Origin of the sequence: Streptomyces sp. NPDC002463, from assembly GCF_042889835.1 — a bacterium.
In the GTDB taxonomy this organism is placed as follows: domain Bacteria; phylum Actinomycetota; class Actinomycetes; order Streptomycetales; family Streptomycetaceae; genus Streptomyces; species Streptomyces nymphaeiformis.
In genome coordinates, this window is sequence record NZ_JBIARL010000006.1 from 374,140 (window position 1) to 388,815 (window position 14,676).

The 14,676-nt window shown below is 73.9% G+C and carries 6 protein-coding genes; 5 read left to right on the forward strand and 1 reads right to left on the reverse strand.

Annotated features, from left to right (window positions below; all coding sequences use genetic code 11):
* The first annotated feature begins 55 nt into the window (after window positions 1–55).
* The gene (locus ACFYX3_RS15700) at window positions 56–406 is read left to right on the forward strand and encodes a PRC-barrel domain-containing protein (protein ID WP_376594372.1); all 351 of its coding nucleotides are present in this window, start codon (window positions 56–58) and stop codon (window positions 404–406) included.
* A gap of 3 nt (window positions 407–409) precedes the next feature.
* Here ACFYX3_RS15700 and ACFYX3_RS15705 read toward each other — a convergent pair whose 3' ends face one another.
* On the reverse strand, window positions 410–1,612 hold the full coding sequence (locus tag ACFYX3_RS15705; protein ID WP_389013237.1) for an MFS transporter: 1,203 nt from the start codon (window positions 1,610–1,612) through the stop codon (window positions 410–412).
* Between the two features lie 370 nt (window positions 1,613–1,982).
* On the opposite strand from ACFYX3_RS15705, the gene ACFYX3_RS15710 reads away from it, so the two are divergent.
* The 4 genes from ACFYX3_RS15710 to ACFYX3_RS15725 form a co-directional block, all read left to right on the forward strand.
* Entirely contained in the window at window positions 1,983–2,579 is a 597-nt protein-coding gene (locus tag ACFYX3_RS15710; protein ID WP_116162630.1) for an RNA polymerase sigma factor, read from the forward strand.
* Window positions 2,576–2,929 carry a hypothetical protein gene (locus ACFYX3_RS15715; RefSeq protein WP_376594374.1) on the forward strand — a complete coding sequence of 118 codons (354 nt, stop codon included), beginning with the start codon at window positions 2,576–2,578 and terminating at the stop codon, window positions 2,927–2,929. The genes ACFYX3_RS15710 and ACFYX3_RS15715 overlap by 4 nt, the downstream gene beginning before the upstream one ends.
* 378 nt (window positions 2,930–3,307) lie before the next feature.
* The gene (locus ACFYX3_RS15720) at window positions 3,308–12,742 is read left to right on the forward strand and encodes a type I polyketide synthase (protein WP_389013180.1); all 9,435 of its coding nucleotides are present in this window, start codon (window positions 3,308–3,310) and stop codon (window positions 12,740–12,742) included.
* A gap of 139 nt (window positions 12,743–12,881) precedes the next feature.
* Window positions 12,882–14,676, forward strand: a 1,795-nt coding sequence (locus tag ACFYX3_RS15725; RefSeq protein ID WP_389013183.1) for a type I polyketide synthase, incomplete at its 3' end; no start/stop codon positions are given.

Below are 14,676 nucleotides of genomic sequence, written 5' to 3' on the forward strand. Positions count from 1 at the left end.
GACGTGCGTGCGCCGGTCGGCCACGGGAGGATGGGGAGGGACGAGAGGTGCCGCCATGAGCGAGTTCGACATCTGGAACTACCGACCGAGCACCGGCTACCGGCAGGGCGCCGATCTCGTCGGCTACAAGGTCGAGGCCACCGACGGCACCATCGGGAAGATCGACAGGCACTCCGAGGACGTCGACTCGTCCCACCTCGTCGTCGACGTCGGAGCCTGGATCTTCGGCAGGCGGGTGCTCCTCCCCGCCGGGACGATCGAACTGATCGACACCGCCGAGGAGAAGGTGTACGTCGACCGCACGAAGGACCAGATCAGGGGTGCCCCCGACTTCGATGAGGCGAAGTACGGAGAGCCCGGCTATCTGGAGCAGTTCGCCCGGTACTACGGCCAGCCGCACATGTGAGCGTCACGCGCGGGCGCCCTCCGTCCGGCGGTCGCGCCAGGCCGGGGCGAGCGCTGTGAGCATCAGGACGGCCGTGAGGGCGAAGGCCCAGGGGTAGCCGGTCCGGCCGGCGAGGATTCCGAAGCCGACGGCCCCGACGCCCATGCCCGCGTCGAAGGCGAAGTTCCACAGAGCGCTGACCGTGCCGTAACCGGAGGCGGGGACGCGCGCGTACATCAGCGTCAGGGTGGCGTTCTGGGTGATGCCGAAGCCCATCCCGAACAGGGCCGTGCCGACGACGACGGCGACCGGGCTGTGGGTCAGGGCGGTGAGCAGCACTCCGCCGGCCGCGACGGCGAGGCCGGGCAGGAGGAGCGCGGCCGGTCCGTGCCGGTCGCCGTGCCGGCCGGCGACCCAGCGGGCCGCGGTCGCCGCGGCCGTCTGGGCGAACAGGGCCGTGGCGACGACGCCCGCGGAGGCCGACGGCACGGCGAGCGGGAGGAAGGTGACGAGGATTCCGGCGGCGAGCGCGGTGGCCGCGAAGACGAGAGCGGGCCGCGCAAGGGCGGGCGTGCGGAACCCTGCCGTGACCCCGATCGGCCGCTCCGGGTCCGTCTCGCGGTCGGGCGACCCGGCCTCGCGGTCCGGCAGGCCCGGTACCGAGACGATGGCGGCCAGCGCGGCCACGGCCCCGGCGGCGAACACCGGCCCGTACCCCACGTGGTCCACCAGCCACACCCCCAGCGGCAGCGCCACCAGCGATGGTATCCCCGTCACGATGCCGACGAGCGCGAGGCCCTCGCCGCGGCGCTCGGCCGGGATGAGCGAGGCCGTCAGGGCGCCGCCCGCGACGACGGCGAACGCGAAGCCCAGGCCGCGCAGCACACAGACCGCCGCGATCCAGACCGCGCTCCCGGAGGCGGCGAGCGCGAACGCGGGCGCGCCGAGGAGGAACAGCCCCGCCACCAGCGTCAGGCGGTAGCCGAACCGGGCGACGAGCCGGGGCGTCGCGAGCTCGCCGCCGACCGTGGCCAGCATCAGGGTGCCGGTGGTGAGGCCGGCGGCGCCGCCGTGGCCGCCTCCGCTCACCTCGGCGTAGAGGGGGACGGCCGACAGGAGCAGATAGAAGCTCGTCGAGGCGCCGATGATCGAGACGAAGCGCAGCAGCAGGGGCCGCGTCACCAGGGGCGGCCGTGAACCGGCGCCCTCCGCTTGGGAGTTGAGCATCTTGGTCACACGGACGACGCTAGGGGGCCGGGCGGTCGGCGGCTTCCTCTGAGAGCGCCGGCCGGCGCCCGGGACCGGACCCGGTCCGGGGTCCTGACCTGCTCCGGACCGGGTCCGGGCCGGCCCCTGACCAGGTCCCGAAAAAAACTTCCCGGAACCGCGAATCCTCTCGGCACCTCCCCGTCTCTTATGTGTGTACCGGCCGAACGGGCCGGAGGAACACGGAGGGAACAGGAACTATGTGGACTGCCATCATCGTGGTCGGCGTCGTGCTCGTGGGTATGTGCAGCTGGCACCTGATGCGCCGCTTCAACAAGAGCCGCACCTGACCAGCGCCTGCGCGCGGGGCGCCTTCCGGTATGAGTAGCACATGAACCAACGCTTCCCCTGGCCCGACGAGCGGCTGATCAAGGCCGCTCAGGACGGCGACGTCACGTCGCTCACCACCGTCGTCATGGAATCGCAGCCGCATGTGCGCAAGTTCGCCATATCGCTGTGCGCCTCGCCGCAGGACGCGGAGGACGCCGCACAGGAGGCGCTGATCATCCTGTACCGGAAGATCGGCACCTTGCGGGCCACCGGCGCGCTTGCCTCATGGATGTTCCGGATCGTGCGCAACGAGTGCCTCCGGCAGGTACGGCTGCTCATCGCCATGCGCGACGAGGGGTCGGCCGAGCCGGAGGCGTGTGCGGAACCTTCCGCCGAGGAGGCCGTGCTGTACCGGCTGGAGGTGGAGCGGATCGCGGCCGCGGTCAGCGCCCTTCCCCGCGAGCAGCGGCAGGTCCTGATCATGCGGGACGTGCAGGGCCTGCCGGGCAGGACCGTCGCCCAGACGCTCGGCCTGAGCACCGCCGCGATGAAGTCACGGCTGCACAGGGCACGCGCGTCACTGCGTCACGCGCTGGAAGCGACCGACCAGGCATCAGATCAAGCCATCGACCAGCCAGTCGAAGGAGACTCACCATGAACACCGTGAAGATCGTGAAGCCCCCTCAGGGCGTGAAGTCCCCGGTCATCGCACCGACGGAGGTCAAGACCCCGCCCGCGGCGCCGAACTTCGCCAGCAAGTCCGTCCCGCGCCACCTGGCGCGCGGCGTCATCGGCTTCGGGCTGATCATCGGCTCGATCGCGCTGGTGCCCGCCTACGGCCCGATCACCCTGCTCGCGGCCCCGCTGGCCCTGATCGCCTTCCGCGGCTGCCCCACCTGCTGGATGGTCGGCCTCGTGCAGACCATCTCCCGGGGCCGCCTGGAGCGCCAGTGCGTGGACGGCGTCTGCACGCTCACCAAGGCCGACCCGGCGGCGAAGGGCAAGTAGTCCCCGCCGCTCCCGGCTTCCGCCCGGCCTGACGCCACCCTCCTGTCGGGGGTGGTGTCACCGGGCCGGAAGTCTTCTGCCGTCCTGCGACATGGCGTGAAACAGATCCCCCGCTGTAGCACACGCAAGTGTCGTCCAGATTATCCGTCACATTCGTTTTCCCTGCCAACTCGCCACTCTGGCCATTGGTTTACGGAGCGCCGCCTCGGTGCTAGGGTCCGAATCGAGATTGAGACGGGCAGGGCTGCTGAGTCGGCGACGCCGTTGATCGTGCTTCTACGGGGGGAGCAGAACACCATGATCCGCCATGCCCAGATTGAGGCGGCACCACCACAGATCGACACGGAATGTCCATCGGGCGACGCAGTGCCCCATGTGATGGATGACCGGACCGTCGCGGTCGTCGGCGTCTCCTGTCGCTTTCCCGGCGGGTCGAACCCCGCCGAATTCTGGAATCTCCTCAGGAATGGCCGCGACGCCATAGCGGAACCGCCTGCGGATCGCGCACACCTCGGCGTCCGGGACGACGGTTCGCCGCGCCCCGGTGGTTTTCTGCCCCGTGTCGACACCTTCGATGCCGAGTTCTTCGGTATTTCTCCGCGCGAGGCCGCGGCGATGGATCCGCAGCAGCGGCTCGTCCTCGAACTCGCCTGGGAGGCCCTCGAGGACGCCGGCATCGTCCCGGCCGCGCTCGCGGACTCCGCCACCGGCGTCTTCGTCGGCGCGATCACCGACGACTACACGACCCTCACCCACGCGGCCGGCCCCGAGGCCACCTCCGCGCACACGGTGACCGGCCTGCACCGCGGCATCATCGCCAACCGCGTCTCGTACGCCCTCGGGCTCCAGGGACCGAGCATGGTGATCGACAGCGCGCAGTCGTCCTCGCTGGTCGCGGTGCATCTGGCCTGCGAGAGCCTGCGGCGCGGCGAGTCCGTGACGGCGCTGGCCGGCGGCGTCAACCTCAACCTCGCGCCGGAGAGCACCCAGGCCCTCGCGGCCTTCGGCAGCCTCTCGCCCGACGGTCGATGTCATAGCCTCGACGCACGGGCGAACGGCTACGTCCGCGGTGAGGGCGGCGGCGTGGTGGCGCTCAAACTCCTCAGCCGGGCCCTCGCCGACGGGGACCGCATCCACTGTCTGCTGCACGGCGGAGCCGTCGGCAGCGACGGCGCGAGCGCCACCCTCCCCACCCCCGACGGAAAAGCCCAGGAACGCGTCATACGCGACGCCTGGAAGAATTCTGGTATACCGCTGGAACAAGCGCAGTACGTCGAAATACACGGGTCGGGCACCCGGGTCGGCGATCCCATCGAAGCCTCTGCTCTGGGCGCCGTTTTCTCCTCCTCCCGCACGCCGGATAATCCGCTCCGGCTCGGATCCGTCAAGACGAACATCGGCCACCTCGAAGGCGCCGCCGGCATAGCGGGGCTCGTCAAGACGATTCTCTGCCTCAAGGAACGGGAACTCGTTCCAACGCTCAACTATCAGACCCCCAATCCGGAGATCCCGTTCGAGGAACTGCGGATCGCCGCCTCCACCGAAACCGGCCCGTGGCCGAATCCCGACGTTCCACTCGTCGCGGGTGTCACTTCGGTCGGAATGGGCGGTACGAACTGCCATCTGGTCCTCGGCGAATGGCGGGGCGAGACGTCCACGACCGTCGAGAACGAGCCGGAGACAAAGCCGGAGGCAAAGGCGTCGGTCGCCTCCGACGCCGTCGCGTGGGTGCTTTCCGGACGCGGCGACAAGGCGCTCCGCGCCCAGGCCGCCCGACTCCGCGCGCACCTCGCCGAACGGCCGGAATTCGACGTCGCCGAGGTCGCCCGGGCCCTCGCCCACGACCGCACGGCCTTCACCCACCGCGCCGTGCTGACCGGCTCAGGACGCGACGACCTGCTGTCCGCCCTGGACGCGGTCGCCGACGCCCGGGTCGCCCCGTCCGCGGTCGAGGGCAGCAGCCACCGGGCCGTCCGCGAGGCCGTGTTCGTCTTCCCCGGTCAGGGTTCGCAGTGGGCCGGCATGGCCGCCGAACTCCTCGACAGCTCCCCCGTGTTCGCCGAGGTCGTGGCGGACTGCGAGCGCGCACTGCGCCCGTACCGCGACTGGTCGCTGACCGACGTCCTGCGCGGCCGAGACGGCGCGCCCGACCTCGACCGCGACGACGTCGTGCAGCCCGCCCTGTGGGCCGTGATGGTCGGCCTCGCCGCGCTGTGGCGGGCTGCGGGCGTCGAACCGGCCGCGGTCGTCGGCCACTCGCAGGGCGAGATCGCCGCCGCCACCGTCAGCGGCGCCCTCACCGTGGACGACGCGGCCCGCCTGATCGCCGTCCGCAGCACCGCCCTCGGCGCGCTCGCCGGACGCGGCGGCGGCATGCTCACCGTGGCGCTGCCCGCCGACCGGGTCCGCGAGGACCTGGCCGGATTCCCGGGCCTGAGCGTGGCCGCCGTGAACTCGCCCGGCATGACCGTGGTGGCCGGTGACGGTGACGCCCTGGACCGGCTGGCCGCGCGGTACGGCGAGGACGTCCGTACCCGCCGCATCCCCGTCGCGTACGCCTCGCACAGCCCGCACGTCGACGCCGTGCGCGAGACGCTGCCCGCCGAGCTCGCCGGGATCGCGCCGCGCGCCGGGAACGTGCCGCTCCACTCCACCGTCACCGGCACGGCCCTCGACGGCTCCGAACTGGACGTCGACTACTGGTACCGCAACCTGCGGGAGCCCGTGGGCTTCGAGCCCGCCGTGCGCGCGCTCCTCGACGCGGGCCACGAGCTGTTCATCGAGATGAGCCCGCACCCCGTCCTGGCGCTCGCCGTCCAGCAGACGGCGGAGGCCGCCGATCTGCCGGTCGCCGCGCTCGGCACCCTGCGCCGAGGCGAGGGCGGACCGCAGCGGCTGCTGCTCGCGTTCGGCGAAGCGTTCTGCCACGGCGCGGAGGTGGACTGGTCCGCCGTCCTGCCCGCCGGCACCACCCGCGCCGAACTGCCGACGTACGCCTTCCAGCGCCGCCGCCACTGGATCTCCGGGCAGCCCCACGCCGCCCGGGCCCTGACGCCGGCGCCGCGGGCCGCGGTGCTGCCGGAGGACACCGACGACTCCCCCGAGACCGAGCCGAACCGCTCGCTGACCGGGCCGGCCGCCCTGGAGCTCGTGCGGGCGCACACCGCCGCCGTCCTCGGCTACGAATCCGTCGGCGAGATCGAACCCCGGCGTACGTTCAAGGAGTTGGGCATCGACTCGGCGATGGTCGTCGAGCTGCGCAACCGGCTCGTCACCGCCACCGGGCGCAAGCTCCCCACCACCGTCGTCTACGACCACCCGAGCCCGGCCGCGCTCGCCGCACAGCTCGCGGACGCGCAGCAGGAGGCCTCGGCCCCCGAAGCGCCGCGGGATCAGGAACGGGATCAGGACGACCCCGTCGTGATCGTCGGCATGGGCTGCCGCTTCCCGGGCGGGGTGGACTCCCCCGAGGCGCTGTGGCGGGTCGTCGCCGAGCAGCGCGACGTGATCTCGGGCTTCCCGGCCGACCGCGGCTGGGACCTCGACGGCCTCTACCACCCGGACCCGGCCCACGTCGGCACGACGTACGTGCGCAACGGCGGCTTCCTCGAAGGCGCCGCGGAGTTCGACGCCGAGCTGTTCGGGATCTCGCCGCGCGAGGCGCTGGCGATGGACCCGCAGCAGCGCGCCTACCTCGAGGTGTGCTGGGAGGCCCTGGAGCGGGCCGGAATCGCCCCGGACTCCCTGCGCGGCACGCAGACGGGCGTGTTCGCCGGTGTGATGGCCCAGGAATACGGTCCGCGGCTCGGCGAGGCGGGCGCGGGTGCCGCCGGGTTCGGCCTGACGGGCACGACGTCGAGCGTGGCCTCGGGCCGCGTCGCGTACACCCTCGGCCTCCAGGGCCCGGCCCTGACCGTGGACACCGCGTGCTCGTCGTCGCTGGTCGCCCTGCACCTGGCGGTCCGCGCCATCCGGTCGGGCGAGTGCTCCCTCGCGCTCGCCGGCGGTGTGGCGATCATGTCGACGCCCGGCATCTTCGTCGAGTTCTCGCGTCAGCGGGGGCTCGCCACCGACGGCCGGTGCAAGAGCTTCTCGGCGGAGGCGGACGGCACGGCCTGGGCCGAGGGCGTCGGCGTCCTCGTCGTGGAGCGGCTCTCGGATGCCCGGCGGCTCGGGCACGAGGTGCTCGCCGTCGTGGCGGGCACGGCCGTGAACCAGGACGGCGCCTCCAACGGCCTCACCGCGCCCAGCGGTCCGGCGCAGGAGCGCGTCATCCGCGCCGCCGTGCAGGACGCCGGCGTGCCCCTGTCCGGTGTCGACGCGGTCGAGGCGCACGGTACGGGAACGGTCCTCGGCGACCCGATCGAGGCGCAGGCCCTGCTCGCCACGTACGGCAGCGAGCGCGACGGCCTGCCGCTGATGCTCGGCTCCCTCAAGTCCAACCTGGGCCACGCCCAGGCGGCCGCCGGTGTCGGCGGCGTCATCAAGATGGTCATGGCCCTGCGCCACGGCGAGCTCCCCGCCTCCCTCAACGTCGGCACGCCCAGTGAGCTCGTCGACTGGGACAACGGCGGCCTCGAACTGCTCACCGAGCCCCGCCCCTGGCCCGCCACCGACGGCAGGACCCGCCGCGCCGGCGTCTCCTCCTTCGGCATCAGCGGCACCAACGCCCACGTCGTCCTCGCGGAAGCCCCCGCCGAGGCCCCCGCGTCCGAGACTCCCGAGGTCGGGACCTCCACGTCCGGGACCGACGTCGAGGGCGGCGGAACCGAACCGCTGTGGGTGCTGTCCGGACGCACCGAACCGGCGCTGCGCGCCCAGGCCACCGCACTCGTCGACGCCCTCGGCGACCACGGCCTCGACGGGGTGTCGGACCGTGACCTCGGCCGCGCCCTGGCCACCACCCGTACCGCCCTCGACCACCGCGCGGTCGTCGCCGCCGAGGACCGCACGGAGGCCGTCGCCGCCCTGACCGCGCTGGGCCGCGGCGAGCCGCACTCCGCGCTCGCCCTCGGCACGGCGCGCACCGACGAGGGTCTCGCGTACCTCTTCACCGGGCAGGGCAGCCAGCGCGTCGGCATGGGCCGCGAGCTGTACGAGTCCGAGCCCGTCTTCGCCGCCGCCCTCGACGCCGTGTGCGCCGAACTCGACGCCTGCCGGGGCTCCGTGCCCGGCACGCCGCCGATCCGCGAGGTGATGTTCCACGACGGCGAGGCGCTCGACCGCACCGAGAACACCCAGTGCGCCCTCTTCGCCCTCCAGGTCGCGCTGTTCCGCCTCCTGGAACACCGGGGACTGACCCCGGACGCCGTACTCGGCCACTCCATCGGCGAGTTCGCGGCCGCGCACGTCGCCGGGATCCTCACCCTGCCCGACGCCTGCGCCCTGGTCACCGCGCGCGGCCGGCTCATGCAGGCCCTGCCGTCCGGCGGCGCCATGACGGCCGTCCAGGCCTCGCAGGAGGAGGTCGCCCCGCTTCTCGTGGGCCGCGAGCACGAGGTGAGCATCGCCGCCGTCAACGGCCCGCTGGCCGTCGTCGTGTCCGGCGACGTCGAGGCCGTCGAGGAGGTCGCCGCCGCGTTCGCCGCCGACGGCCGCAAGACCCGCCGGCTCGTCGTCAGCCACGCCTTCCACTCCCACCGCATGGACGGGATGCTCGACGCGTTCGCCGCCGTCACCTCGACGGTCCGGTACGCGGAGCCGCGCGTCCCGATGGTGTCCACCGTCACCGGCGGGCCCGTCGAGATCACCGCCGACTACTGGGTGCGCCAGGTCCGCCGGGAAGTGCGGATGTCCGACGGTCTCGCCGCGCTCCACGAGCTCGGGATGCGGACCTTCCTCGAACTCGGCCCGGACGGCGTGCTGTCGGCCCTGGGCCAGGACTGCCTGGACGACGAGGGGCTCGCGTTCGTGCCGGTGCTGCGCCGCGGCCGGCCCGAGCGCCGCACCCTGGCGTCCGCGCTCGGCGCCCTGCACGTCCGCGGCCGGAGCCCCGAGTGGCAGGCCGTGTTCGGCCCGGGGCGGACGCCCGCCCTGCCGACGTACGCCTTCCAGCGGGAGCGGTACTGGCTGACCGCGCGCGGCACCGAGGGCGCGGCCGGTCACCCGCTGCTCGGCCCGGCCGTCGAGCTCGCCGAATCCGGGCAGACCGTCCTGACCGCCCGGCTCGGCCGCCGTACCCACCCCTGGCTCGCCGACCACGCCGTCCTCGGCTCGGTCCTGCTGCCCGGCACCGCGTTCCTCGAACTGGCCGCCCGCGCCGGTTCGCAGACGGGCACGCCCCGGGTCGCCGAGCTCACGCTCCTCGCCCCCCTGGTGATCCCCGACGAGGGCCGCACCGAGGTGCAGGTCGTCGTGGCCGCACCCGGCGAGGACGGCCAGCGCGCGGTGACCGTGCACGCCCGCACCGAGACGCCGGACGGCGCCGTCGAGCCGTGGACGCTGCACGCCACCGGCGCGCTCGCCCCGCACGACGGTGCCGCCGCGCCCGCCGCGGCCCGGCCCGTCGGCGAGGGCGAACCGCTGCCCGTCGACGGCTGCTACGCCGAGCTGGCCGCCTCGGGCTACGCCTACGGCCCGGTCTTCCAGGGCCTGCGCGCCGCCCGGCGGCACGGCACCGACCTGGTCGCCGAGGTCGCCCTGCCGGCCTCCGTCACCGACGCCGCCTCCTACGGGCTGCACCCGGCGCTGCTCGACGCGGCCCTGCACCCGATCGTCATCACGGAGCTCGACGGCGGCGGTCGCCGTCTGCTGCCCTTCTCCTGGCGCGGCGTGACCGTCCACCAGCCCGGCGTCCGCTCCACCCGCGTACTGATCCGGGCCACCGGGCCGGACGCGGTGTCGCTGACTCTGCTCGACGAGGCCCACGCGGTGGTCGCCGAGGTCGAGGAGCTCGTCCTGCGCCCGGTGAGCGACTCCGTGGCCGTGCCGCGCTCGCTCCACCGCCTGGACTGGAAGCCGGCCGCGGCTGCCCCGGAAACGTCCCCGCGCGCCGTCTCGCTCGGCTCCGCAGACCTGGGCGTCGGGCCGCTCTACGCCGACCTCGCGGCCCTGGGCGAGGCCGTCGACAAGGGGCTGCTCGCCCCCGACGTGGTCTTCGCGCCGCTCGGGGAGACCGCGGAGGGTACGACGTCCGGCACCGCGCCCGCCGTGCACCGTGCCCTCGCCCTCCTCCAGGCCTGGCTGGCCGACGACCGGCTCGCCGACTCGCGCCTGGTGCTCGTCACCCGGGACGCCGTGGCCACGACGCCGGACGCCGACGCGGACCCGGACACCGCCGCCGTATGGGGTCTGGCACGCTCGGCGCAGACCGAGAACCCCGGGCGCGTCGGGCTCCTCGACGTGGAGACGGCGCAGGACTGCCGTACCGCACTGCCGCTGATCGTCACCGAGCCGCAGCTCGCCGTACGGGACGGGGCCCCGTTCGTGCCCCGGCTCGGCCCGGTGACGGCCGCCGGAGCCCTGGTCCCCCCGGCCGACACCGCCGCCTGGCGGATGGTGGTGCGGGAGCGCGGGACCCTGGACCACCTGGCCCTCGAACCCTTCCCGGAGGCCCTGGCGCCGCTGGCCGACGGCGAGGTGCGCGTCGCGGTGCGCGCCGCGGGCGTCAACTTCCGCGACGTCCTGGGCACGCTGGGGCTCTACCCCGGCGATCCCGGCCCGCTCGGCCTCGAAGGGGCCGGTGTGGTCACGGAGGTCGGCCCGAAGGTCACGGGACTCGCCGTCGGCGACCGGGTCATGGGCCTGTTCTCCGGGGCGTTCGGCCCGATGGCCGTCACCGACCACCGGCGGGTCGCCGTCATGCCCGCCGACTGGACCTTCGCCGAGGCGGCGTCCGCGCCGATCGTGTTCCTCACCGCGTACCACGCCCTGGTCGACCTCGCCGGTCTGACCTCGGGCGAGCGCGTCCTGATCCACGCCGCCGCCGGCGGTGTCGGCATGGCCGCCGTGCAGCTGGCCCGGCACCTGGGTGCCGAGGTGTACGGCACGGCGGGCCCCGGCAAGTGGGACGCCCTGCGCGCCCTCGGCCTGGACGGGAAGCACCTGGCGTCGTCCCGCACGCTGGACTTCGAGGCCGCGTTCGGCGCGGCCACCGAGCGCGCCGGCATGGACGTCGTCCTGAACTCCCTCGCCGGCGAGTACGTGGACGCCTCCCTGCGGCTCCTGCCGCACGGCGGCCGCTTCGTGGAGATGGGCAAGACCGATCTGCGCGACCCGGCCCTCGTCGCGGCCGAGCACCCCGGCGTCGACTACCGCTTCTTCGACCTGCTCCAGGAGCCGACCGAGCGGATCGGCGAGATGCTCACGGCGGTCATGGCCCTGCTGTCGTCGGGGGCCCTCAAGCCGCTGCCGGTGAGCACCTGGGACGTCCGCCGGGCGCCGGATGCCTTCCGGTACGTCAGCCAGGCGCGCCACATCGGCAAGGTCGTCCTCACGCTCCCCGCGGCCCTCGACCCGGAGGGCACGGTCCTGATCACCGGCGCCACCGGCGCCCTGGGCGGCCTCGTCGCGCGGCACCTGGTCACCGAGCACGGCGCCCGCCGTCTGCTCCTGGTCAGCCGCCGCGGCGCCGACGCGCCGGGTTCGGAGGAACTCGCCGCCGAACTCACCGGGTCGGGCGCCGAGGTCACCCTCGCGGCCTGTGACACCGCCGACCGCGACGCGCTCGCGAAGCTGCTCGCCGGCGTACGGCTCACGGCCGTCGTCCATGCGGCGGGAGTGCTCGACGACGGCGTGATCACGGCGCTCACCCCCGAGCGTCTCGACACCGTGCTCGCCGCCAAGGCCCTCGCGGCCCGGAACCTGCACGAGCTGACGGCCGATCAGGATCTCGCGGCCTTCGTCCTCTTCTCCTCCGTCATGGGTGTCATCGGCGGCGCCGGCCAGGGCAACTACGCCGCGGCCAACGCCTCCCTCGACGCCCTGGCCCAGCACCGCCAGGCCCAGGGGCTGACCGCGGTCTCCCTGGCCTGGGGCATGTGGGCGGACACCGCGGGCAGGCCTGGCGCCGCCGGAATGGCGGGCTCGCTGTCCGAAGCCGACCGGGTGCGCATCGCCCGGACCGGCCTCGCGCCGATCGACCGGGCCGAGGGTCTGGCCCTGCTCGACGCGGCACTGCGCGTGGGCTCCCCCACGCTCGTTCCCGCTCCTCTCGACCGTGCCGCTCTCGGCGCGCTCGGCGCCCAACTGCCCACCGTGCTGCGGGACCTGGCCCCGGCCGCCCCGCGCCCGGCGGAGGTCTCGCCGGCGGCGGCAGCGCCCCGGGCGACCGAGACCCTGCGCGACCGGCTCGCGGTGCTGAACCCGGCCGAGCGGGAGGAACTGCTCCTCGACCTGGTCCGGGTGCAGACGGCCGCCGTGCTCGGCCGGTCCTCCGCGGCCGGCATCCCCGCCGACCGGCCCTTCAAGGACATGGGCTGCGACTCGCTCACCCTCGTGGAGCTGCGCAACCGACTGCAGACCGGCTCCGGTCTGCGGCTGCCCGCCACCTTCCTCTTCAACTGCCCGACTCCGCAGGCGGTCGTGGCCCACCTGCACACCGAACTGGCTCCGGCCGAAGAGGAATCCGCAGGGGACTCCGCCGGCGTGGCGGCCTTGCCCGGCCTGGCCGAACTCGACCGCCTGGAGGCGGCGCTCACCGGGATGCCGGACGACACCCGGGACGAGGTCCGGGCCGAGATCGTCCAGCGACTCCAGGCACTCGTGGCCCGGGTGCCCGCCCAGCGGACCCCGGCCGACACCGACGATCTGTCCGCACGCGTCGAGTCGGCCTCGGTCGACGAACTCCTCGCGTTCATCGACTCCGAACTCTGATCCCGGGTCCGCACCGCCGGACCCCTCACTCCGCACCACCTGTTCGACGCGCGCGGCGTGCTCCGGCACGCCGCCCGGGCAGCCATGCCCGCAGCGCGCGCACGCACGGCTCGACGACGTCTACGGGGGCAACATCACCATGACAACAACGGACAACGACAAACTCGTCGAATACCTGAAGCGCCTCACCGTCGACCTCCACCAGTCCCGCCAGCGGGTCCGTGAACTGGAGGCGGGCACCAACGATCCGATCGTGATCGTCGGCATGGGATGCCGCTACCCGGGCGGGGTCGACTCGCCCGAGGCGCTGTGGCGGGTCGTCGCCGACCGGCGCGACGTGATCTCCGGTCTGCCGACCGACCGTGGCTGGGACCTCGAGGGCCTCTACCACCCCGACCCGGACCACTCCGGCACGTCGTACGTCCGCGACGGCGGCTTCGTCCAGGGGGCGGCCGAGTTCGACCCCTCCTTCTTCGGGATCTCGCCGCGCGAGGCGCTGGCGATGGACCCCCAGCAGCGACTGCTGCTCGAAGTGTCGTGGGAGGCCCTGGAGCGGGCCGGCATCACGCCCGGATCGCTGCACGGCACGCAGACGGGCGTGTTCCTCGGAGCCATCGCCCAGGAGTACGGCCCCCGCCTCGGCGAGGCGGGCGCGGGCGGCACCGGGTTCGGCCTGACGGGCACGACGTCGAGCGTGGCCTCGGGCCGCGTCGCGTACACCCTCGGCCTCCAGGGCCCGGCCCTGACCGTGGACACCGCGTGCTCGTCGTCGCTGGTCGCCCTGCACCTCGCGGTCAACGCGCTGCGCTCCGGCGAGTGCTCGCTGGCGCTCGCCGGCGGTGTGACGATCATGTCGACGCCCGGCATCTTCGTGGAGTTCTCGCAGCAGAAGGGCCTCGCGCCGGACGGTCGCTGCAAGAGCTTCTCTGCGGACGCCGACGGCACCGCCTGGGCTGAAGGCGTCGGCGTGCTCGTCGTGGAGCGCCTTTCGGACGCCCGGCGGCTGGGCCACAAGGTCCTTGCCGTGGTGGCCGGTTCGGCCGTCAACCAGGACGGCGCCTCCAACGGCCTTTCCGCGCCCAGCGGTCCGGCGCAGGAGCGCGTCATCCGGGCCGCCGTGCAGGACGCCGGCGTGCCCCTGTCCGGTGTCGACGCGGTCGAGGCGCACGGTACGGGAACGGTCCTCGGCGACCCGATCGAGGCGCAGGCCCTGCTCGCCACGTACGGCAAGGCGCGCGAGGACCGGCCCCTGATGCTCGGCTCCCTCAAGTCCAACCTGGGGCACTCCCAGGCGGCCGCGGGTGTCGGTGGCGTCATCAAGATGGTCATGGCGCTCCATCACGCCGAGCTGCCCGCCTCCCTCAACGTCAGCAAGCCCAGTGAGCTCGTGGACTGGGCCGGTGGCGGCGTCGAGGTGCTCACGGAGCCCCGCCCGTGGCCGGTCGAGGAGGGCAGGGTCCGGCGCGCCGGCGTGTCGTCCTTCGGCATCAGCGGCACCAACGCCCACGTCATCCTGGCCGAGGCCCCGGCCGGGCAGCCCGCCGACGAGGCGGCTCCGGCCGACGTGGCCGGCCCGGAGGGCGCGGGCCTGCCGTGGCTGGTGTCGGCGCGCTCCTCCGAGGCGCTGGCCGAGGCCGCCGGGCAGTTGGCCTCCTTCGTACGGGCGCGGCCGGAACTCAGCCCCGCCGATGTGGCGCTGTCCCTGGCCACCGGGCGCTCCGCCTTCGAGTCCCGGGCCGTGCTGCCCGGCGGTGAAGGACGCGACGGGCTGCTCGCCGGCCTGGACGCCCTGGCCGCCCGGGAGGTCGACGGCGAGAACGGTGTGTCCCCCTCGCGCGCCGTCTTCGTCTTCCCGGGTCAGGGCTCGCAGTGGGTGGGCATGGCCACGGCCCTGCTCGACTCCTCGCCGGAGTTCGCCCGCGTGATCGCCGACT

What these genes read in the sequence shown, in the direction of transcription:
- ACFYX3_RS15715 (WP_376594374.1), top strand. Translation starts at nt 2,576, where the DNA reads ATGAACACCGTGAAGATCGTGAAGCCCCCTCAGGGCGTGAAGTCCCCG.
- ACFYX3_RS15705 (WP_389013237.1), bottom strand. Translation starts at nt 1,612, where the DNA reads ATGCTCAACTCCCAAGCGGAGGGCGCCGGTTCACGGCCGCCCCTGGTG.
- ACFYX3_RS15720 (WP_389013180.1), top strand. Translation starts at nt 3,308, where the DNA reads ATGGATGACCGGACCGTCGCGGTCGTCGGCGTCTCCTGTCGCTTTCCC.
- ACFYX3_RS15710 (WP_116162630.1), top strand. Translation starts at nt 1,983, where the DNA reads ATGAACCAACGCTTCCCCTGGCCCGACGAGCGGCTGATCAAGGCCGCT.
- ACFYX3_RS15700 (WP_376594372.1), top strand. Translation starts at nt 56, where the DNA reads ATGAGCGAGTTCGACATCTGGAACTACCGACCGAGCACCGGCTACCGG.